This is a genomic window from Lysobacter sp. yr284, assembly GCF_900107375.1.
Taxonomy (GTDB): Bacteria; Pseudomonadota; Gammaproteobacteria; order Xanthomonadales; family Xanthomonadaceae; genus Lysobacter.
In genome coordinates, this window is the sequence record NZ_FNPT01000001.1 from 416,274 (window position 1) to 438,006 (window position 21,733).

Sequence of the window (21,733 nt, forward strand, 5' to 3'; positions counted from 1 at the left end):
CCCCGCTACGCCACCCGCCCTAGCCGCCCGGCGGCGGGCGCACGCTGCCGTTGTCTTCCTGCAAGTGCGGCTTGAACGGCACGTCCGGCGGCGGGCGCGCTTCGGCCGGCTGGTCGTTGAGGTTGGGGTCGCTGATGCCGCAGCCGCCGCCGAGCATCAGCAGCGCCACCGAGCACTGGATGCGCTTGCTGGTGCCCGGGATCGGGATCATCACGTTCTTGACGCTGCGCCGCACCCATTCGGCCAGCAGGGTCTCGTTCGGCCGCCAGTACTTGTCCAGCGTGGTCGGTTCGTAGTCGGTCGGCTTGCGCTTGAGCCAGGTGCCGGCGCGGTCGAGGTTCTTGATCTCCTCGGTGACCGTGCCCGGCGGGAAGCCCGGCGAGGCCGAGCCCGGCGCGTCGGGGATGCGCGGGCTGCCGTCGGCGTTGTACAGGCCCGGCCCGCCGCCGGGGCGGTTGCGCGCGGAATCGCCCCAGTCGTCGCCGCGCTTGGGCGTCGGCAGGCTGCCGGGGGCCGCCGCCGGCTTGGGACCGGCGCCGGCGCTCGCGGCCGACGGCGCCGGCGCGGCGGCGCTCGGCGCGGCCGCGCTGGACGCGGCCGGACTCGGACTCGGACTCGACGGCGACGGCGTCGCCGCCGTGGCGCTCGCCGCCGGCGACGCAGTCGTAGGCGCCGGCGTGGCGGCCGCTTGCGCGGACGGCGCTGGGCTCGCGCTCGGCGCCGGCGGAGTCGGAATTTCGGCCACCCGCACCTGCGGCGTCGCGCTGCGCACCTGCGGCGCCTCGACCGGCCGCTGCGGCCGCTCGCGCACGCTCGGCAAGGCCGGCGCCTGCACCGGCGCGGGCACCTCGCGCAGCGTCAGTTCGCGCTGGCGCACGTCCACGCTCGGCGCCGCGATCTGGCGTTGCGGCAGCTGCAGCGACGGCGGCTGCACCGGCGCCGGCACCTCGGCGCTGCGCAGCGGCTGCTCGGCCGCCTGGATCTGCGGCGCGCGCAGGCTGTCGTCCACGCGCTTGCGGGTCGGCGGCAGCACGAACACCTGCGGCGCGTCCGGCAGTTCCTTGCTGACCATCACCGGTTGTTCGAGCGTCGGCGGCGGCACCTGCGGTTCGGGCACCTCGCGCACCGGCACGTCCGGCAGCTGCGCCTGCAACTGTGGCGTCGGCGGCGCGGTCACCGCGACCGGGGTCGGCGGCGCCGGCTCGGCCTGGGCGGCCTGCGCCGGCGCGGCTTCGGCCGGCGGCGCTTGCGGCGCGGGCGCCTGGGTGGACGGCTGCGGCCGTTCGCTGGGTTGCTGCGGGCCGCCGCCGGGTTCCTGCGGCGTGCCCTTGCCGACGTACTCGATCATCGTCACCGTCTCGCCGCGCGGCGGCGGCCGGGTGGCGAAGTACTGCAGGTACATCAACCACACCAGCAGCCCGCCGAACAGCAGGTGCCACATCAGCGACACCACGCCCGCGCCCCAGCGCAGGCGGCGGTCCTCGGGTTCCGGCGGCAGCCACTGCTGGCGCCACAGGGTGACGAACGACTGCCAGCGGTTCAGCGCCGGCGCGCGCCGCGGCGGCGCGGCCAGCGGGCGCTCGACGAACACCGCCGTCCAGGCCTGCGCGGTCGCGCCGGTCACCGCGCCCGGGCGCGCGCTCTGCGCGTCCAGCCAATGCTGCCAGCCGGACGGGAACTGACCGGGCTCGGGCGAATCGCGGCGCAGGGTCAGCCGCAACCGTCGCTGCAGGGCTTCGATGATCGATGCGGCGGTGGGCACAGGCGGCGCCGCGGCGGGGTCAGGCCGCGCTGTCGCGCGGGATGTACGGCGCCTGGCCGGTGTCGTGGTCGGTGGCGTCGCGCACGGCGGTCACGCCCGGCACCTTGCTCATCAAGGTGGTCTCGATGCCCTGCTTGAGGGTGACGTCGGCCATGCCGCAGCCGTGGCAACCGCCGCCGAAGCGCAGCAGCACCACGCCGTCGGCGGTGACTTCCTGCACCGACACGTGGCCGCGGTGCTGGGCCAGCTGCGGGTTGATCTCGTTCTCGACCAGCCAGTGCACGCGCTCGACCAGCGAGGCCGAATCGGCCGGCGCCTCGCCCTTGATCTTGGGCGCGCGGATCTGCAGCTGGCCGCCGGTGGCGCGGGTCTCGTAGTCGATCTCGGCGCCGTCGAGGTACTTCACGCTGTCGGCGCGCAGCCACAGGGTGAAGCCTTCGCAGTCGATCGCCCACTCGTCGCCGTCCAGCTCCGCCGGCTCGGCGAACTCCAGGCGCACGTCGGCGCGCGCGGTGCCGGGATGGACCGCCGACAGCCGCACGCCCAGGCCCGGCAGGGCCTCGCGTTCGATCAGCTTGCGGAAGTGCGCCTGGGCGGATTCGGAAATATTGATCATCGGGCTATTCTAACGGGGGACGGCGCGGCCTGATGTCGCGCATGCAGCCTACGACCGCCGCGGATACGGGTCCATTCACATGGGGCCGGCGCGGCCAGACGCAACGCCGCGACGCCCCGCGCCCGGCCGCCAGGAGCCCCCATGAACGACCTCATTCCCCTCGACCAGGCCCATTGCGTGCCGCTGCGCGGCAGCGAACACCGTCTCAGCGAGGCGCGCGTGCGCGAACTGCTGCCGCAGGTGCCCGGCTGGGAGCTGGCCGAGGACGGCCACGCGCTCGCCAAGACCTTCCGCTTCGACGACTACTACCGGACGATGGCGTTCGTGAACGCACTGGCGTTCATGGCCCATCGCGAGGATCATCACCCCGACCTCGGCGTGCACTACGACCGCTGCGTGGTGCGCTATTCCACCCACGACGTCGGCGGGCTGAGCGAAAACGACTTCATCTGCGCGGCCAAGGCCGAAGCCCTGATTGGTTGATCACGCCATGAACCTCAAGCGCCGTCTGCTCGCCCCGTCCCTCGCCTTCGCCCTGGCCGCGCTGGCGGCCGGTTGCGGCCAACGCGCCGCTGAGGCACCGATCGTCCCGTCCACGCCGCTGCGCGCGGTCGACACGCCGCCGCCGGACTACCCGCTGGAGATCGGCTGCGACCAGGTCGGCGGCAAGGTGGTGCTGCAGCTCACCGTCGGCGCGGAAGGCAAGCCGACCCGCGCGCACGTGCTGACCAGCAGCGGCGTGCCCGAGCTCGACGCCGCCGCGACCAAGGGCGTGCAGCGCTGGCGCTTCGAGGCCGCGACCCGCAACGGCAAGCCGGTGGCGACCGACATCCAGGTGCCGGTGACCTTCCACGCGCCGGCCGAGCGGCCGGAGCATTGCGGGCAGGCCAGCGGCGCAGGCTGAGCCGCGCCGCCGCCAGGCATCGCCATGCAGTTGCCCGAACTCGCCGCGCTGGCCGAATGGAGCGACGGCGACGGCCTGGGCCGATTCGAACGGTTCGTGCCGATGCTCGGCGAACGCGTCGGGTTCGTGCTTTTCCCGGCCCATGGCGCCGCCATGGAGGCGACCGAAACCATGGCGCACACGCTGCGCGACGTGCTGGCGCTGGGCCAGGCCGACCTCGCCGCGATCGAAGCGCTGCTGTGGGAAGAATGCAATTTCTCGTTCCGGGTCGCCGACTACGGCGCCGAGGCGCGACCCGGCGAGAGTGCGCTCGATGCGCACCTGCGCGAATTCGCCGTGACCGGCCCGGCCGACGCGCTGGCCAGGGCGCGCCTGGGCGAGATCCACATCGACGACGGCCACGCCGCGCGCTTCGCCCGGCTGCAGTACCACACCGTCGCCGAGAACCTGGTCAGCGTGATCGTCAAGGACGGCCGCATCGTCGACTACGACGACGACGGCACCCACCTGCCCTGGTTCGAACACGACGAGCGCTACGCGCACCGGCGCCGGCGCAAGGTCCTGGGCTGAGCGCCGCGCCGCTCAGCCGCCCAAGCGGTCCAGCACCTCGATCAGCTCCGGCGCCAGCGGCGCATTGAGCGAATAGCGCTCGCGCCCGCCGTCCAGGGCGAACTCCAGGGTCGAGGCGTGCAGGAACAGCCGGCGCAGGCCGAACTGGTCGCGCAGCTTCTTGTTGACCTCGGCCTCGCCGTATTTGTCGTCGCCGGCGACCGGGTGGCCGATGTGCTGGGAATGCACGCGGATCTGGTGGGTGCGGCCGGTCTCGATGCGCACCTCGCAGTACGACTGCCCGCCGCGCCGCTCGAGCACCTTGAAGTGGCTCAGCGAGGCCTTGCCGTCGCGGTGGACCTGGACGTGGCGCTCGCCGCCCTGGCGCAGGCCGATGTGCAACGGCGCGTCGACGCTCATGGTGCCGTCGGGCATGCGCCCGGTCAGCAGCGCCAGGTAGCGTTTGGCGATACCGCCTTCCTCGCGCATCAACGCCTGCATCTCGGTCAGCGCCGAGCGCTTCTTGGCCACGATCAACAGGCCCGAGGTGTCGCGGTCCAGGCGGTGGACCAGCTCCAGGGTCTGGTTCGGGCGCAGCGCGCGCAGGGTCTCGATGGCGCCGAAACTGATCCCGCTGCCGCCGTGGCTGGCCACGCCGGAGGGCTTGCTCAGGGCCAGCAGGCGCGGGTCCTCGAACACGATGGCGCGCTCCATCGCGTCCAGGAACCCCTTCGGCGGCGCCGGCTTGTCGCCCGCCTCAGTGAGACGGACCGGCGGAATGCGCACCTCGTCGCCGGCTTCGAGCTTGCGCTCGGCCTTGGCCCGGCCCCCGTTCACGCGCACCTGGCCGGAGCGGACCAGCTTGTAGATCAAGGACCTGGGCGCACCTTTGAGTTGGCCGAGCAGAAAGTTGTCCAGGCGCTGGCCGTCGCGATCGTCGGGCACGCGCACGGTACGGGCGCCGGCATTGCCGGAGTTTGCTGATTGGGTCATCCCGAAGCGTTATCTGTTACACTCGCGACGCGAGATAAGGTTTTGATTTCGCTGGGAGTTGTACCCGACCCTCCGCCTTCTCGGCGTGCGGTCCGGTACGGGGCCGAAAGCCCCTCCCGCGATTCCGGTCCGCGTCTAACCACTGCCCACGGGGCAGCCATGTTAGCAGCGACGGACCGGCGGAACCCGCCCTCGCCGACGGATGACACCGTCGCGATGAACACCTGTGCGGCGCCAGAGTCCGTCCTCGAACACGAACGAGCAGACCACTCGAAGCAGCCGTCGCCCGTCCCGTGCGGCGTTCGCGCCGCCGGCCCGAAAGTTGAATAAAGGTATTGAGAGCGCTCCCGCGGCGTGCCGTGGTGATGTAGCGCTGGTAGTGGAGACCTCGCCGGCGCGGCGGGCGGCCCGGAACCGGGCGCCGAACGCGACGGCGCGGACTCAGTTCCCAGATTGCGAAACGCCATGGCGTTCCGCGCGGTAGAGCGCGCGAGGAACGCAACAATGAAGCGCATGCTGATCAATGCGACGCAGGCCGAAGAACTGCGCGTGGCCATCGTCGACGGCCAGAATCTGTACGACATCGACATCGAACAGCCGTCAAAGGAACAGAAGAAGTCCAACATCTACAAGGGCCGCATCACCCGGCTCGAACCCTCGCTCGAGGCGGCGTTCGTCGAATACGGCGCCGAACGCCACGGCTTCCTGCCGCTGAAGGAAATCTCCCGCGACTACTTCCAGCCCGGCGTCGACCACAACAAGGCCGGCCTGCGCGAGCTGCTGCGCGAAGGCCAGGAGATCGTGGTCCAGGTCGACAAGGAAGAGCGCGGCAACAAGGGCGCCGCCCTGACCAGCTTCATCTCCCTGGCCGGCCGCTACATGGTGCTGATGCCGAACTCGCCCACCGCCGGCGGCGTCTCGCGCCGGATCGAGGGCGACGACCGCGCCGCGCTCAAGGAGGCGATGGACAAGCTGACCATCCCCAACGACATGGGCGTGATCATCCGCACCGCCGGCGTCGGCCGCGACGCCGAAGAGCTGCAGTGGGACCTGGACTACCTGCTCAGCGTGTGGACCGCGATCACCGACGAGGCGCTGGCGCCGAAGAAGCCGGCCCCGTTCCTGATCTACCAGGAGTCGCGCCTGATCATCCGCGCCCTGCGCGACTACATGCGCCCGGACATCGGCGAGATCCTGATCGACACCGACGAGATGTACGCCGAGGCGCGCCAGTTCGTCGAGCAGGTGATGCCGCACAACCTGCGCAAGCTCAAGAAGTACGTCGACGACACCCCGCTGTTCAACCGCTTCCAGATCGAATCGCAGATCGAGAACGCCTACGAGCGCACCGTGCGCCTGCCCTCCGGCGGCGCGCTGGTGATCGACCAGACCGAGGCGCTGACCGCGATCGACGTCAACTCGGCGCGCGCCACCAAGGGCGGCGACATCGAAGAGACCGCGTTCAACACCAACCTGGAAGCGGCCGAAGAAGTCGCGCGCCAGATGCGCCTGCGCGACCTCGGCGGCCTGGTGGTGATCGACTTCATCGACATGTCGTCCAACCGCCACCAGCGCGAAGTCGAGAACCGCCTGTCGCACGCGCTCAAGCAGGACCGCGCGCGCGTGCAGATCGGCCGGATCTCGCGCTTCGGCCTGCTCGAACTGAGCCGCCAGCGCCTGCGTCCGTCGCTGGGCGAGTCCAGCCAGCTGGTGTGCCCGCGCTGCGAAGGCCACGGCCGCATGCGCAGCGTCGAGTCGCTGTCGCTGTCGATCCTGCGCGTCGCCGAAGAGCACGCGATGAAGGAGAACACCGGCCAGGTGCTGGTGCAGGCGCCGACCGAGATCGCCAACTACCTGCTCAACGAGAAGCGCCGCGCGCTGATGGAGATCGAGGCGCGCCACGACGCGCCGATCGTCATCGTCGCCGACGAGCACCTGGAAACCCCGCACTACGAAGTCACCCGGGTGCGCGAGAACGAGATCGGCGAAGAGACCTCCAAGCCGAGCTACCAGCGCCACACCCAGCGCAAGCTGCCGGTGCACGCGCTGACCAAGGCCCACCTCAACGTGCCCGAGGCGCCGGCGGTCACCAACGTGCGCCCGGCCCAGCCGGCGCCGCTGCGCGAGCCGCGCGAAGTGCCGGCCGCCGCGCCGGCGCCCGCCCCGGCTCCGGCGCCCGCGCCGGTGGCCGCGCCGACCCACTCGGTCGGCCTGGTCGAACGCATCCTGCGGATCTTCCGCGGCACCCCGCAGCCGGCCCCGGCCGCGCCGGAACCGGCTGCGCGCGCCCAGGACGGGCGCGGCAACGGCGGCCGCAACGAGGCCCGCGGCGAGCGCGGCAACGGTCCGCGCCGCAACGACAACCGCAACAACGGCAAGGGCGGCCGCGACGGCCGCCGCGACGAGTCGCGCCAGCAGGACCCGCAGCAGCCGCGCCGCGAGAAGCAGGACAAGCAAGACAAGCAGGCGCAGAACCCGCAAGGCCAGCCGGCCGGCGGCCAGGGCCAGGCGCAGGGTCAGCAGAAGCAGAAGCAGGGCCAACCGCAGAACCCGCAGTCGCCCAAGCAGCCGCAGCCGCCCAAGCAGGGCCAGGCCGCCGGCAAGCCGCAGCCGTCCGAGGCGGCCGCCCAGGGCGGCAATGCCCAGGCCGGCAACGCCCAACCGCCGCGCCCGCCGCGCGAGCCGAGGCCGCCGCGCGCGGACGCCGAGGCCGCCGCTGCGACGGCCGCTGCGGCCGCCGTCGCGGTCGCCGCGCCGGCCGTCGTCGTCGCTGCGGACGCAGGCGCGACGCCGTCCGCCGAAGCGCCGCTCGACAACGCGCTGAAGAACGACGTCGCCGACGCCGTTCTGGTCGATGACGCCTCCGCCGACAGCGCCACCGCCATCGTGGGCGAAGCTGCGGCCGATGCCGCCGCCGGCGATGCCGCCGGCGAAGGCGGCGGTCGCCGCCGTCGCGGCCGTCGCGGCGGCCGTCGCCGCCGTCGCGGCAACGGCGAAGGCACTGGCGCCGAGGGCGCCGCGGACGGCGCGCTCGACGGCGACGCCGGTTTCGACGACGAGGACGAGCCCGGCACCGAGCCGGGCGCCGCCCCCGCCGCCGCGCATCGCTCGCAACCGGAGTTCGACTTCGACGATGTGGCCGCGCCGCAAACCGCGCGCGCTGCCGCGGTCGAAACCGCTCCGGCCGCCGTCGCCGCCGCCGCGGTGGCGACCCAGGCCGCCTTCGGCCACGGCGAACCCGCCGCGCCGGTGCGCAGCCAAGCGCCTGCGTTCGGCGACGCCGCCCCGGCCCGGCGCGAAAGCGCGCCGAGCGCCGACGCGGTCGGCAACGAAGAAGCGCCGACGCACCTGGGCCGTTCGCCGGCCGGGATCGACGCGCCTGCCCAGGAACGCCCTGCGCCGGCCGAGGTCGCGAACGCGGCGATCGAAGCCGCCGCGCCGGTGAAGTCCGAGCCGGCGGCCGTCGCGCCGTCCGTCGAAGCGACCCATCCGGCCGTCGACGCCGTCGCGGCGCCTGTCGCCGAAGCCGCTGCGGCCGATGCAGCCACCCCGGCCCAGGCCGCCGCCGAGCGCGTGCAGCCGATCCAGCCGCAAGCCGAAGCGCCGGCCGAAGCCCAGGTCGAAACCGCGGCGCCGGTCGCCGTGGTCGAGGCCGAGCCGGTCGTCGCCGAAGTCGTGGCCGCGCCGGCCCCGATCGTCGAGACGGTCGTGGCCGAGGCCGAAACCGTGCAGCCGGGCGAAGCCGAACTGGCCCAGGCCGAAGCCGCCGCCCAGGCCGCGATCGCTTCGCCGGCCCGCGAAGCCGCCCAGGCCGTGCCGGGCTTCAGCTACGCCGAGCCGCCGCAGGCCGTCGTCGCGCCGGTCGAAGCCGCCGCGGCGCCGTCCGAGCCGGCCGACACCGACGCCGCCGGCGAACCGGCGTCGCCGCTGCTGCCGCGCACCGGCGGCCTGTTCGACGGCCTGCCGCACCCGGTCGCCCCGGCGCCGGTCGTCGACGCTGCCGAAGCGGCCGTGGAAGGCGAGGCCAAGCCGGAAGACGGCGACAAGGACGACGGCGACTCGCACGAGCGTCGCGCCTGAGCCAGGGGCGGCGCGAGCCGCCCTTGCCTTGCGGGCAACGAAAAACCGGCCGCTTCCGCGGCCGGTTTTTTATTGCGCGCCCGATTCGCGGACCGCCGCGGCGCGGATGCGGGCGGGAAGGCCTTCAGGCCCGACGCCCTTGCTCCAACTCGCTACGAACGGACCGGAAGGCATCGGGCCTGAAGGCCCTCCCACAAAAGCAAAAAGCTCCGGCCTGCGCCGGAGCCTTTGAAGCTCACGTTCACAGGTGCGAGGTCCAGGCCCCGCCCGCGATCAACGCGAGTACGCCGGATCGACTCGCTGTCTGCGCCGTCCGTTTCCAAGACGGCCAGGCGGCGGCTCTTGTGGGAGGGCCTTCAGGCCCGACGCTCTTGTTCCAGTTCGCTGCGAACGGACCGGAAGGTATCGGGCCTGAAGGCCCTCCCACAAAAGCAAAAAGCTCCGGCCTGCGCCGGAGCCTTTCGATCGGTTCGTTATCCGCCGCGGGCCGCAGCCCCGCCCCGGGTTACAGGGAATGCGCCGGATCGGCCAAGCCGTACTGCGCCGCCAGCCGCGCCAGGGCGATGGTGTCGGTGATCGCCAGCTTCTCGAACAAGCGGGTCTTGTGGGTGTTGACGGTCTTCGCGCTCAGGCTCAGGCGCTTGGCGATCTCTTCCTGGCGGAACCCCTGCACCAGCAGCAAGGCGATCTCCAGCTCGCGCGGCGAGAGTTCGTCGAACGGCGACGCGCCGCCGTCGAGCGTGGACAGCGCCAGGTGCTGGGCGATGTTGCTGGCGAGGTAACGCTTGCCGCGCGCCACGTCGCGGATCGCGCGCAGCAGTTCGCTGGCATCGCCGCCCTTGCCCACGTAACCCGACGCGCCGGCCTCGAGCAGGCGCTTGGGCATCGGCCCGTCCTCGAGCACCGAGACGATGATGACGCGGGTGCCATGGTCGCCCTTGACGATGCGCTCGGTGACCTCCAGCCCGCTGACGCCGGGCAGGTGCAGGTCGCACAGCACCACGTCGGGCTTGAGCTTGCGGATCTGCGGCAAGGCTTCCTCGCCGCTTTCCACGTCGCCGAGCACTTCGATATCCGTCTCCGCCGAGAGGATCATGCGCATGCCCGTACGCACCAGCGCATGGTCGTCCACGATGAATACACGGATGGTCATACCGTCCCCAGAACTGCTTTCTTTACAAAGCCCACGCTGGCGAGGCTACGCGGCGCCGAGGGCCCCGCGCAAGGCAAGGATCCGCATTGGCTCAACGCCGGTGCCCCGCCATCGCACCGGGCTTGGCCCCGCGCGCGCCGAAAAGGCGCATGTCCGCGACAACGCCGCCCGCAACCGATGAACTGGGTCACACCTTGGAAATCCCCAGGCTGAGTTGCTAGCGCGAGCGCGCGGCAATGGTATCCCAGCGGCGCGCCGCTGAACGGACAAGCCGCGCAAATGGCGAAAAAAAGCCCGTCCGCCGGCGCCGCAGGCGGCGGTCGATGCGGTCCGAAAACGGCCGGTCCGCGCGCGCGGCCCATGCCATGCTGGACGCCTTCCCCACCGCGCAGGCCCCGCATGACCCCGCAAAGCGAACGCGCCGACCGCTTCGGCCGCCTCCACCACGACGACCCGCACCGCCCGGGCCTGTTGCTGCTCGCCAACGCCTGGGACGCCGGCAGCGCGCGCCTGATCGAAAGCCTGGGCGCGCCCGCGATCGCCACCACCAGCGCCGGCGTGGCCTGGGCGCACGGCTTCGCCGACGGCGACCACCTGCCGGTGCCGCGCCTGGTCGCCACCGTCGCCGACATCGTCCGCGCCGTGCGGGTGCCGCTGAGCGTGGACGTGGAAAGCGGCTACTCCGACGATCCCGACACCGTCGCCGACCACGTCGCCGGCCTGATCGAGGTCGGCGCGGTCGGCATCAACATCGAGGACGGCGGCGCCGCGCCGCAGCTGCTGTGCGCCAAGATCGAGCGGATCCGGCGCGCCGCCGCGAAGCTGGGCGTGGCGCTGTTCGTCAACGCGCGCACCGACGTCTACCTGCGCGGCCTGGTGCCGCAGGCGCAGCGCGTGGACGAAACCCTGGCGCGCGCGGCGCGCTACCGCGAGGCCGGCGCCGATGGCCTGTTCGTGCCCGGACTGACCGACGAAACCCAGGTGCGCGCGATCGCCGCGGGCGCCGGCCTGCCGCTGAACCTGCTCGCGCGCGATGCGCTGCCGCCAGCGCCGCAGTTGCGCGCGTGGGGCGTGCGCCGGCTCAGCGCCGGGTCCGATCTCGCCCAATCGGCGCATGCGCGGGTGCGCGCGTTGGCCGCGGATTTCCTGCGCGACGGCGACTCGCGGCCGCTGTCGGCGCAGGCCCTGCCCTACTCCGAGCTCAACGCCCTGTTCTCGCCGCGCTGACCCGCACCGGGGCCTTCGCGCGCGCTCCGAACGGATCGCTGCGCCGGCCGCGATGCGGCCGCGCAGCGATCCGCGCGCGGCGTCACTGCGCGCCGAGCCGCCGCGCCAGTTCGTCCAGGTCGGCGACGAACGCCACCGCGCGGCCTTCGCCGCATTCGCGCACCCAATCGCGCAAGGCCGAGCTGCGCTGCAGCTGCGCCTGGATGTCGCCGACCACCGCCAGGCGCAGGCGATAGTTCACCGCCTTCTGCGCGATCTCGCCGGCCAGGCCGCTGGCGAGGCGGAAGAACGACGCGTCCAGCCGCGTCGCCGGAATCGCCAGCACCGTCGCGCCGGCGAACGAGGCTTCGCCGATCAGGTCGGTCGCCGCGCGCGCGTCGGCGATGGGCGCGCCGTCGGCCGGGCACAGCAGCACCCGTTCATTGCCTAAAGGCAGCACGGTGAACACCGGTGCGGCTTCGGTATGGGCGTCGGCGTCGTTCATGGGCGAAGTCCTGTTCAGTCGCAGGCGCGACCTTCGCCCACGCCGCGCGCCGACGCAAGCGCGCGCCGGCGCCGCGTTCTCAAGCCATGGGACGCGCGCGGGCCAAGCTCGGCGGCCATGACAACCATCACTTCGGAAGCCACGCATTCGTTGCCAGACTGCGCCGGCGCGGCCCCTGCCAGGCGCGCGCCGAACGTCGCCGGCCGTCGTGAAAACGGGCGCCGGTCACGTTCGCTTCAATGCGAACGGATGCCCGTTGGTTCCGCGGCAGTCGCGCCGCCCAAGCCGAGCCCCAGCCCTATTCGCCATCGCGCCGCCCTCGCGTCGCCGTCGCTTTCCGTTCACGAGTCGCCCGCGGCGACGTTGCGTCCTGTCCGTCGCCCCGCGACGCGGGCGCTGGCGCGCGGCCTCGCCCGTCGATGATTCCGGAGCCTTTCGCGTTCATGTCCTATCCCCACGATCCGCTTGCCAGCGCCGCCGCGCACGCCGCCTCCGGCCACGACGGCGCGCCCGCCGCCGCGATCGGCCTGCAGCACCTGTTCGAACGCCAGGCGGCGCTGCGGCCCGATGCCGTCGCCCTGGTCCACGACGGCCGGCGCATGCGCTACGCCGAACTCAACGCGCGCGCCAACCGGCTCGCGCAACGCCTGATCGACGCCGGCGCCGGCCCCGACCGGCTGGTCGCGTTCTGCGCGCAACGCGGCTTCGCCCTGCCGGTGGCCGCGCTGGCGACGCTCAAGGCCGGCGCCGCCTACCTGCCGTTCGATCCCGCCCACGCCTCCGCGCGGCTGGCCTCGATGCTGGCCGACGCCGCGCCGACGCTGGCGCTGGCGCTGTGCGACGACGCCGGGCGCCGCGCGCTCGGCGCGGCGGCGCTGGCGCGCATGCGCTGCTTCGATCCGCTGGCCGACTCCGCCTGCGCCGTCGGCGACGATGCCGCCGGCGACGACGAACGCGCCTGGGCCTCGCGCAATCCGCGCATCGCCGCGCTGCGCCCGCATCACCTGGCCTACGTCATCTACACCTCCGGCTCGACCGGCGCGCCCAAGGGCGTGATGGTCGAGCACCGCAACCTGCGGTACCTGGCCGCGACCGAGACCGCCCGCTTCGGCGTGGACGCGCACAGCCGCATCGCCCAGTTCGCCTCGCCCGGCTTCGACGCCAGCGTGCTGGAACTGGTCATGGCCCTGGCCCACGGCGCCGAGCTGCACCTGGCCACGCCGGCGCAGCGCGCCAGCGCCGAGGCCTTCAACGAATGGTTCGAACACGAGCGCCTGAGCCACGCGCTGCTGCCGCCGGCGTTCCTGCAGGGCCGCGCGCTGCGCTTCGCGCGCCGGCCGGTGCTGATGCTCGGCGGCGAGGCGCCGAATCCGGCGCTGGTGCGCGAACTCGCCCGCCAGGCGACCGTCATCAACGCCTACGGGCCGACCGAGATCACCGTCTGCGCGACCCAATGGATCGCGCCCGAGGCCGATGCCGGCGAATCCGCGCCGGTGCCGATCGGCCGCGCGCTCGCCGGCGCCCGCGTGTACCTGCTCGACGCGCACGGCCGGCCGGTCGCGCGCGGCGAAACCGGCGAGATCCACATCGGCGGCGACGGCGTCGCGCGCGGCTATCTGGGCCGTCCCGAACTCACCGCCGAGCGCTTCCTCGCCGATCCATTCGCCGCCGAGCACGGCGCGCGCATGTACCGCAGCGGCGATCTCGCGCGCGAACTCGACGACGGCTCGCTGCTGTTCCTCGGCCGCAACGACCACCAGCTCAAGCTGCGCGGCTACCGCATCGAACCCGGCGAGATCCAGGCGCGCCTGGACGAGCACCCGCAGGTGCGCGAGTGCGCGGTGCTGGCGCGCGAGGACGCGCCGGGCGCGGCGCAGTTGGTCGCCTACTACGCCGGCGACGCCGCGCCGGCGGCGTTGCGCGCGTTCCTCGCCGCGCGCCTGCCCGACTACATGCTGCCCGCCGCCTTCGTCGCGCTGCCGGCGCTGCCGCTGACCGGCAACGGCAAGCTCGACCGCGCCGCCCTGCCCGCGCCGGGCGAGGCCGACCGCGCGCGCGCCGAGTACCGGCCGCCGCAAGGCGAGGACGAACTCGCGCTGGCGCAATTGTGGCGCGAACTGCTCGGCCTGGAACGGATCGGCCGCGACGACGATTTCTTCGCCCTCGGCGGCCATTCGCTGATCGCCGCGCGGCTGCGCGTGCGCCTGCGCGAGCGCCATGGCGTGCAGCTGCCGATGGCGGCGCTGTTCGATCACCCGACCTTGGCCGCGTTCGCCAATGTGGTCGCCGGCCTGCGCACGCAAGCGCCGGCGCAGACGCTGCCGCCGATCGAACCGGCGCCTGCCGGCGCCGCGCCGGCGGTGTCCAACGCGCAGCGCCGGTTGTGGTTCCTGCACCAGCTCGAACCCGAGCAGGTGCGCTACAACATGCCGCTGCGCCTGGACCTGGACGGCGAACTGGATGTCCCCGCCCTGCGCCGCAGCCTCGATGCCCTGTTCGCGCGCCACCAGGCGCTGCGCACGGTGTTCGCCTGCGTCGACGGCGAAGCGCAGGCGCGGCTGCTGCCGGCGCAAACCGGCCTGGCCCTGGCCGAGCACGACCTGCGCGGCGCCGCCGACGCGGCGCAGCGCTTGCAGGACCTGTGCGGCCTCGACGCGCGCACGCCGTTCGACCTGGCCGGCGGGCCGCTGATCCGCGCGCGCCTGATCCGCACCGGCGAACGCGCGCACACGCTGATGCTGGTGCAGCACCACATCGTCTGCGACGGCTGGTCGCTGCATCTGCTCGGCCGCGAGCTCGGCGCGCTGTACGCCGCGCACCGCGCCGGCGCGCCCGATCCGCTGCCGCCGCTGCGCGTGCAATACCCCGACTACGCCGCCTGGGAGCAGCGCTGGCTGCACGGCGAACGGCTGGCGCCGCAGGCCGACTATTGGCGCGGCGCGCTCGCCGGCGCGCCGGCGCTGCTGGCGCTGCCGACCGACCGGCCGCGCCCGCCGCGTCCGCCGCAGGCCGCCGGCAGCCTGCCTGTGCGCATCGGCGCCGAGCGCGTCGCGCGCCTGCAGGCGCTGTGCCGCGCCCACGGCTGCAGCCTGTTCATGGCCGTGGCCGCGGCCTGGGCGCTGGTGCTGGCGCGCCTATCCGGACAGGACGAGGTGGTGATCGGCACGCCGTCGGCCAATCGCGAACGCGCCGAGATCGAGCCGCTGCTCGGCTTCTTCGTCAACACCCTGGCGCTGCGCGTCGATCTCGGCGGCGAGGCCGACGTGGCCCAGTTGCTGCAGCGCGTGCGCGCCGCCGCGCTCGGCGCGCAGGCCCACCAGGACCTGCCGTTCGAGCAAGTGGTCGAGATCGCCCAGCCCGAGCGCCGGATCGACCGCACCCCGCTGTTCCAGGCGCTGCTGGCCTGGCAGAGCAACGAGACCGGACGCTTCGACCTGCCCGGCCTGCAGGTGCGCGCGAGCCAGCCGTTCGCGGCGGTGCGCTTCGAGCTGGAACTGCATGTACGCGAGCGCGACGGCGAACTGGTCGGCGAACTCGGCTACGCCCGCGAGCTGTTCGACACCGCCACCGTCGAGCGCCAACTGCGCTACCTGCACGCGGCGCTGGACGCGTTCTGCGCGCAGCCGCAGCAGCCGGCCGCGCGCATCGACCTGATCGGCGCGGACGAACGCGCGCACCTGCTAGAAAGCCTGGGCCGCGGCGAACCCGAGCCGCAGCCGCAACCGTCCGAATGCGTGCATCGGCTGTTCGAACGCCAGGCCCGCGCGAACCCCGGCGCGACCGCGCTGATCCATGGTTCGCGGCGCATGGACTACGCCGAACTCGACGCACGCGCCGAACGCCTGGCGCGGCGGCTGCGCGCGCTCGGCGCCGGTCCCGACCAGCGCGTCGGGCTGTGCGCGCGACGCGGTTTCGGCGTCGTGGTCGGCGCGCTGGCCGCGCTCAAGGCCGGCGCCGCCTACGTGCCGCTGGACCTCGACCATCCGCGCGAACGCCTCGCCCAGGTGCTCGCCGATGCCGCGCCGGTGGCGGTGCTGACCGACGCCGCGGGGCGCGAAGCGCTGGCCACGGCGCTGGCGGGCGGCCTGCCGGCGCTGGACCTCGACGCGGCGCTGGTCGCAACGCCCGACGACGGCGACGCGCCGCCGGCCGGGCTCGCGGCGTACGCCGAGCCCAGCCCGCACCATTTGGCCTACGTGATCTACACCTCCGGCTCGACCGGCGCGCCCAAGGGCGTGGCGATGCCGCACGCGCCGCTGGCGCAGCTGCTGCAGTGGCAACGCAGCGCGCTGGCGCCGGCGCGGCGCGTGCTGCAGTTCGCCGCGCTCGGCTTCGACGTGGCGTTCCAGGAAATCTTCGGCGCGCTGTGCAGCGGCGCCGCGCTGGTGCTGCTCGACGCCGAGCAGCGCCTGGACCTCGCCGCGCTGCCGGCGCTGCTGCGCGCGCAACGCATCGACCGTCTGCACCTGCCCTACATCGCCGCGCAAGGCCTGGCCGAGGCGGCCGAAGACGGCGGCGAGGCGGCGCTGGACGCGCTGCGCGCGCACCTGCGCGAGATCGTCGTCGCCGGCGAACAGCTGCGCCTGACCCCGCAGCTGCGCTGGCTGCTGCGGCAGTTGCCGGATTGCCGGCTGCACAATCACTACGGGCCGACCGAAACCCATGTCGCGGTCGCCTGCGCGCTGGGTCCGGACCTCGACGCCGAACCCGATCACGCGCCGATCGGCCGGCCGGTCGCGGGCAGCCGCGTCTACCTGCTCGACCGCCATCATCAGCCGGTGCCGCGCGGCGCCGCCGGCGAGTTGTATCTGGCCGGCGCCTGCGTGGCGCGCGGTTATCTGCACCGGCGCGAGTTGGAGGCCGAGCGCTTCCTCGCCGATCCGTTCGACCCGCGCCCGGACGCGCGCATGTACCGCACCGGCGACCTCGCCCGCTTCCGCGCCGACGGACGCCTGGAATTCCTCGGCCGCAACGACCAGCAGGTCAAGATCCGCGGCTTCCGCATCGAGCCGGGCGAAATCGAGGCGCGCCTGGCCGAACACGCGCAGGTGCGCGAGTGCGCGGTGCTCGCGCGCGAACGCCCCGACGGCCAGGCCGCGCTGGTGGCCTACGCGGTGCCCGCCGGCGGCGACGGCCACGCCGGCGCCGACGGCCACGGCCACGACTGGGCCGCCGCGCTGCGCGCGCACCTGGCCGCGCGCCTGCCCGACTACATGCTGCCCGCGGCCTACGTCGCCGTGCCCGCGCTGCCGGTCACGCCCAACGGCAAGCTCGATACGCGCGCGCTGCCGGCGCCGGACGCGGCCGCGTTCGCCCACGCCGAATTCGAAGCGCCGCGCGGCGCCAGCGAAACCGCACTGGCGCAGCTGTGGCAGGAACTGCTCGGGCTGGACCGGGTCGGCCGCGGCGACCACTTCTTCGAACTCGGCGGACACTCGCTGGTCGCGGTGCGGCTGTTGAGCCGGATCGGCAGGACCTTCGCGGTCGAGCTGCCGCTGGCCGAGGTGTTCGCGCGCCCGCGCCTGGCCGACCTGGCCGCGGCCATCGACGCGCGCCTCGCGCAAACGCCGCACGGCGACGACGCTGCGCCGGCCGCCGCCGAACCGATCCTGCCGCGCGCCGGCGACGACGGCGAACTGCCGCTGTCGCTGGCGCAGCAGCGGCTGTGGTTCCTCTCGCGCTTCCACGGCGCCAGCGCCACCTACCACATCCCGCTGGCGCTGCGCCTGCGCGGCGCGCTCGACGCCGACGCGCTGCGCCGCGCCCTGGATCGGATCTTCGCCCGCCACGAAGGCCTGCGCAGCGTGTTCCCCGAACGCGGCGGCGTCGCCCACGCGCGCCTGCTCGATCCAGGCGCCGGCATCGACTGGGCGCAGCGCGACCTGCGCGGCGACGACGCGCAGGCGCGCCTGCGCGCGCTCATGGACGAGGACGTCGACGCGCCGTTCGACCTCGCCCACGGGCCGCTGCTGCGCGCGCGCCTGTCGCGCCTGGACCAGGACACGCACGTGCTGTCGCTGGTCGTGCACCACATCGTCGCCGACGGCTGGTCGCTGGGCGTGCTGATGGACGAGTTGAGCGCACTCTACGCCGCCTTCGCCGCCGGCCGCGCCGATCCGCTGCCGCCGCTGCCGCTGCAGTACCCCGACTACGCGCTCTGGCAGCGCCGCGAATGGGCGCCCGGCCGCCTGCGCGCGCAAACCGACTACTGGCGCGACGCGCTGGCCGGCGCGCCGGCGCTGCTGGAGCTGCCGCTGGACCGGCCGCGTCCGCCGCAGCAATCCTTCGCCGCCGGCTTCGTGCCGCTGCGCCTGGACGCGGCGCTGGCCGCGGCGCTCAAGCGCGTCGCCCAGCGCCACGGCGCGAGCGTGTTCATGACCGTCCTGGCGGCGTGGAGCGCGGTGCTGGCGCGGCTATCGGGCCAGGACGAGGTGGTGATCGGCGCGGCCACCGCCGGCCGCAACCGCCACGAAACCGAGCCGCTGGTCGGCTTCTTCGTCAACACCCTGGCGCTGCGCATCGACCTGTCCGGCGCACCCGGCCCGGCCGCGCTGCTGGCGCGCGCGCGCAAGGCCACGCTCGACGCGCAGGCGCACCAGGACTTGCCGTTCGAGCAGGTGGTCGACGCGCTGCAACTGCCGCGCCGGCTCGACCGCACGCCGGTGTTCCAGGCGATGCTGGCCTGGCAGAGCGACGAGGACGCACTGCCGCGCCTGCCCGGCGTGGACGTGCGCGCCGAACCGCTGCGCCTGCGCTGGGCCAAGTTCGACCTGGAACTGGTGCTGGGCGAGCGCGACGGCGTCATCGAGGGCGGCCTCAACTACGCCTGCGCGCTGTTCGATCCGGCCAGCATCGAGCGCCATCGCGATTACCTGCTGGCGGCGCTGGACGCGCTCGCCGCGCAGCGCCCGGGCCCGGTCGCGCACTGGCCGCTGCTGCCTTCGCGCGAACGCGAGTCACTCGTAAGCGCGCGCAACCGCACCGAGATGGCGTTCGACCGCGACGGCCTGCTCGACGAAGCCTTCGCCCGCCAGGCGCGGCGCACGCCGCAGGCCGACGCCGTGGTCCACGGCGAGGCGCGGCTGAGCTACGCCGAACTCGACCGCCGCGCCGACCGTCTCGCCCAGCGCCTGATCGACTGCGGCGTGGTCCGCGGCGACCGGGTCGCGCTCGGCGCGCAGCGCGGCTTCGGCCTGATCGTCGGGATACTGGCGATCCTCAAGGCCGGCGCGGCCTACGTGCCGTTCGATCCGGCCTATCCCTCGGCCCGGCTCGCGCGCATCCTCGCCGACGCCGCGCCGGCGCTGGCGCTGTGCGACGCCGCCGGCCGCGCCGCGCTCGCGGCGTGCGCGGGCGCGGCCGACGCCGCGTCGCCGCCGCAACTGGACCTCGACGACGAACGCCTGTGGTCGCCGGGCCCGGCGCAGCCGCCGCGGGTGGCCGGCCGCAGCGCTTCGGATCTGGCCTACCTCATCTACACCTCCGGCTCGACCGGCGCGCCCAAGGGGGTGATGGTCGAACACCGCAACGCGATGCACCTGGCCGCGGCGCAGGCGCGGCGCTTGCGCACCAGCCGGCGCAGCCGGGTGCTGCAGTTCGCCTCGATCGGGTTCGACGCCAGCGTGTTCGACCTGCTGATGGCGTTCGGACGCGGCGGCGCGCTGTACCTGCCGGACCCGGCCGATCGCGAAAGCGCGCCGGCGCTGCTGGACTTCGTCCGCCGCCGCCGCATCACCCACGCGACCCTGCCGCCGGCGCTGCTGCAAGGCCACGCGATCGCGCCGTTCGCGCATCGCCCGACCCTGCTGCTCGGCGGCGAAGCGCCGAGCCCGGCGCTGGTGCGAGAACTGTCCCGGCACGCGCGCGTGATCAACGCCTACGGCCCCACCGAGATCACCGTCTGCGCCAGCGCCTGGACCGCGCCGCGCGCGCCGGCGGCCGACGCCGCCGACGCGGCGGTGCCGATCGGCCGGCCGCTGCCGAACGTGCGCCTGTACCTGCTCGACGCACAGCGCCAACCGGTGCCGACCGGCGCGGTCGGCGAGCTGTACATCGGCGGCGCCGGCGTCGCCCGCGGCTACTTCGGCCGCCCCGACCTCACCGCCGAGCGCTTCCTCGCCGATCCCTTCGATCCGCACCCGGGCGCGCGCATGTACCGCAGCGGCGATCTCGCCCGCTATCTGGCCGACGGCGAACTGCTGTTCCTCGGCCGCAACGACGAGCAGATCAAGCTGCGCGGCTTCCGCATCGAGCCGGCCGAAATCCAGGCCCATCTCGGCCAGCACCCGGCGGTGCGCGAATGCGCGGTGATCGCGCGCGAGGACCGCGCCGGCGAGCCGTACCTGGCGGCCTACGTGGTCGCCGAACCCGACCGCGCCGACACCGGCGACGAAGCCCTGGCGGCGACGTTGCGCGCGCACCTGGGCGAACGCCTGCCCGACTACATGCGCCCGGCCGCGTTCGTGCGCGTCGACGCGCTGCCGCTCACCGCGCACGGCAAGCTCGACCGGCGCGCGCTGCCCGCGCCCGGCGGCGACCATTTCTCCCGCGCCGCCTACCAGCCGCCGCGGCCCGGCGAGGAAGCGCGCCTGGCCGAACTGTGGGGCGAGCTGCTGGACGTGGAGCGGATCGGCCGCCACGACGACTTCTTCGAACTCGGCGGACATTCGCTGCGCGCGGTGCAACTGGCCGCGCGGCTGGGCGAGGAATTCGGCGCGCAGGTGGCGGTGCGCGAGTTGTTCGCGCATCCGCGCCTGGACGAAATGGCCGCGCTGCTGCGCAGCGGCCCGCAGGCCGGCGACGCGCCCGACCTGGACGCCGAGGCCGTGCTGGAGCCGCATATCGACGGCGCCGGACTCGCCGCGGCCGCGCCGCCGGCGCAGTACCGCGAGCTGTTGCTGACCGGCGCCACCGGTTTCCTCGGCGCGTTCGTGCTGCAGGCGCTGCTGCAACGCACCCAGGCGCGCGTGCATTGCCTGGTGCGCTGCGCCGATGCCGCCGACGGCCGGCGCCGGCTCGACGCCGCCCTGGCCGCGCTCGACCTGAGCGCCAGCGATCGCGCGCGCGTGGCGATCGTCCCGGGCGACCTGGCCGAGCCGCGGCTCGGCCTGGATGCGCGCGACTTCGCCGCCCTGGCCGAACGCATCGACGCGATCTACCACAACGGCGCCAGGGTCAATTCGCTGCACGGCTACGCCGCGCTGAAGCCGGCCAATGTCGGCGGCACCCGCGAGGTCATGCGCCTGGCGGCGAGCGCGCGACGCAAGCACGTGCACTACGTTTCGACCCTGAGCACGCTGCCCGCGCCGGCGCAGGTGCGCGCGCTCGGCGCGCCGGCCGGCGACGAGGAAGCGCTGGCGCGCTGCTGGCGCGCGCTCGGCTCCGGCTATGCGCGCAGCAAGTGGGTGGCCGAACGGCTGCTGCGCGCCGGCGGCGAACGCGGCCTGCCGTTCACGGTCTACCGGCCGACCCACATCGCCGGCGCCGCCGGCGGCGCCTGCAACGCCAGCGACGCGTGGAGCCTGTTCGTGCAGGCCTGCTACCGGCTCGGCAGCGCGCCGGACATCGACCTGCGCATGAACTCGCTGGCGGTGGACCGCATGGCCGCGGCGATCGTCGAACTGTCGCTGCGCGGCGACAGCGCCGGACGCAGCCTCAACCTCGCCGACCCGCACGGTTACCGCCTCGCCGACTGGATCGACTGCGTGCTCGAACGACCCGGCATGGCCGCGGCGAAGCGCCCGTACGCGCAGTGGCTGCGCGACTGCGCGGCCGACCCGGCCACCGCCGCGGTCGCCTCGATCCTGCCGGCCGAACTGGCGCCCGCCGGCGACGACGAGGACGCCGGCGACGGCGTCGTCGGCAACGCCATGACCGAACTGCTCGACCCGGCCGCCTGCCCGCCGCTCGAGCGCGACCACCTGCGCCGCTGCGCGGATTGGCTGTACCGCCATCTGCGCTGAGGC

At 73.9% G+C, this 21,733-nt stretch carries 11 protein-coding genes; 6 read left to right on the top strand and 5 right to left on the bottom strand.

The features are described 5' to 3' along the window. Positions 1–19: 19 nt before the first annotated feature. Both BLV01_RS01665 and BLV01_RS01670 read right to left on the bottom strand, forming a co-directional pair. Entirely contained in the window at positions 20–1,762 is a 1,743-nt protein-coding gene (locus BLV01_RS01665) for a hypothetical protein (protein ID WP_091793480.1), read from the bottom strand. A gap of 19 nt (positions 1,763–1,781) precedes the next feature. Beyond that, entirely contained in the window at positions 1,782–2,378 is a 597-nt protein-coding gene (locus tag BLV01_RS01670; RefSeq protein ID WP_091793482.1) for an NfuA family Fe-S biogenesis protein, read from the bottom strand. A gap of 141 nt (positions 2,379–2,519) precedes the next feature. Between BLV01_RS01670 and BLV01_RS01675 the strand changes: the two genes are divergently transcribed. From BLV01_RS01675 to BLV01_RS01685, 3 genes are read left to right on the top strand one after another with little or no spacing between them, the layout of a single operon-like run. Then, positions 2,520–2,861: a 4a-hydroxytetrahydrobiopterin dehydratase gene (locus BLV01_RS01675; RefSeq protein ID WP_091793484.1), complete on the top strand. Its 342-nt coding sequence runs from the start codon at positions 2,520–2,522 to the stop codon at positions 2,859–2,861. Beyond that, complete coding sequence (locus BLV01_RS01680; protein WP_254782477.1) at positions 2,854–3,282, top strand: energy transducer TonB; 429 nt, start codon at positions 2,854–2,856, stop codon at positions 3,280–3,282. Before BLV01_RS01675 ends, BLV01_RS01680 begins: the two co-directional genes overlap by 8 nt. 24 nt (positions 3,283–3,306) lie before the next feature. Then, a complete protein-coding gene (locus tag BLV01_RS01685; protein WP_091793487.1) occupies positions 3,307–3,852 on the top strand; it encodes a hypothetical protein in 546 nt (181 codons plus the stop codon). A gap of 12 nt (positions 3,853–3,864) precedes the next feature. Here BLV01_RS01685 and BLV01_RS01690 read toward each other — a convergent pair whose 3' ends face one another. Beyond that, complete coding sequence (locus BLV01_RS01690) at positions 3,865–4,824, bottom strand: RluA family pseudouridine synthase (protein ID WP_091793489.1); 960 nt, start codon at positions 4,822–4,824, stop codon at positions 3,865–3,867. A 504-nt stretch (positions 4,825–5,328) separates the two neighbouring features. Between BLV01_RS01690 and BLV01_RS01695 the strand changes: the two genes are divergently transcribed. After that, positions 5,329–8,904: an Rne/Rng family ribonuclease gene (locus BLV01_RS01695; protein WP_091793491.1), complete on the top strand. Its 3,576-nt coding sequence runs from the start codon at positions 5,329–5,331 to the stop codon at positions 8,902–8,904. Positions 8,905–9,409: 505 nt separating this feature from the next. Here BLV01_RS01695 and BLV01_RS01700 read toward each other — a convergent pair. Then, positions 9,410–10,057: a response regulator gene (locus BLV01_RS01700; protein WP_091793493.1), complete on the bottom strand. Its 648-nt coding sequence runs from the start codon at positions 10,055–10,057 to the stop codon at positions 9,410–9,412. 399 nt (positions 10,058–10,456) lie between these two features. On the opposite strand from BLV01_RS01700, the gene BLV01_RS01705 reads away from it, so the two are divergent. Then, entirely contained in the window at positions 10,457–11,284 is an 828-nt protein-coding gene (locus tag BLV01_RS01705; RefSeq protein ID WP_091793494.1) for an isocitrate lyase/PEP mutase family protein, read from the top strand. 82 nt (positions 11,285–11,366) lie between these two features. On the opposite strand, the gene BLV01_RS01710 is transcribed toward BLV01_RS01705, so the two are convergent. Continuing rightward, on the bottom strand, positions 11,367–11,768 hold the full coding sequence (locus BLV01_RS01710) for a DUF4180 domain-containing protein (protein WP_091793495.1): 402 nt from the start codon (positions 11,766–11,768) through the stop codon (positions 11,367–11,369). A gap of 443 nt (positions 11,769–12,211) precedes the next feature. Here BLV01_RS01710 and BLV01_RS01715 point away from each other — a divergent pair, with 443 nt between their 5' ends. Further along, positions 12,212–21,730, top strand: a complete 9,519-nt coding sequence (locus BLV01_RS01715; RefSeq protein WP_175485733.1) for a non-ribosomal peptide synthetase — start codon at positions 12,212–12,214, stop codon at positions 21,728–21,730. Positions 21,731–21,733: the final 3 nt, after the last annotated feature.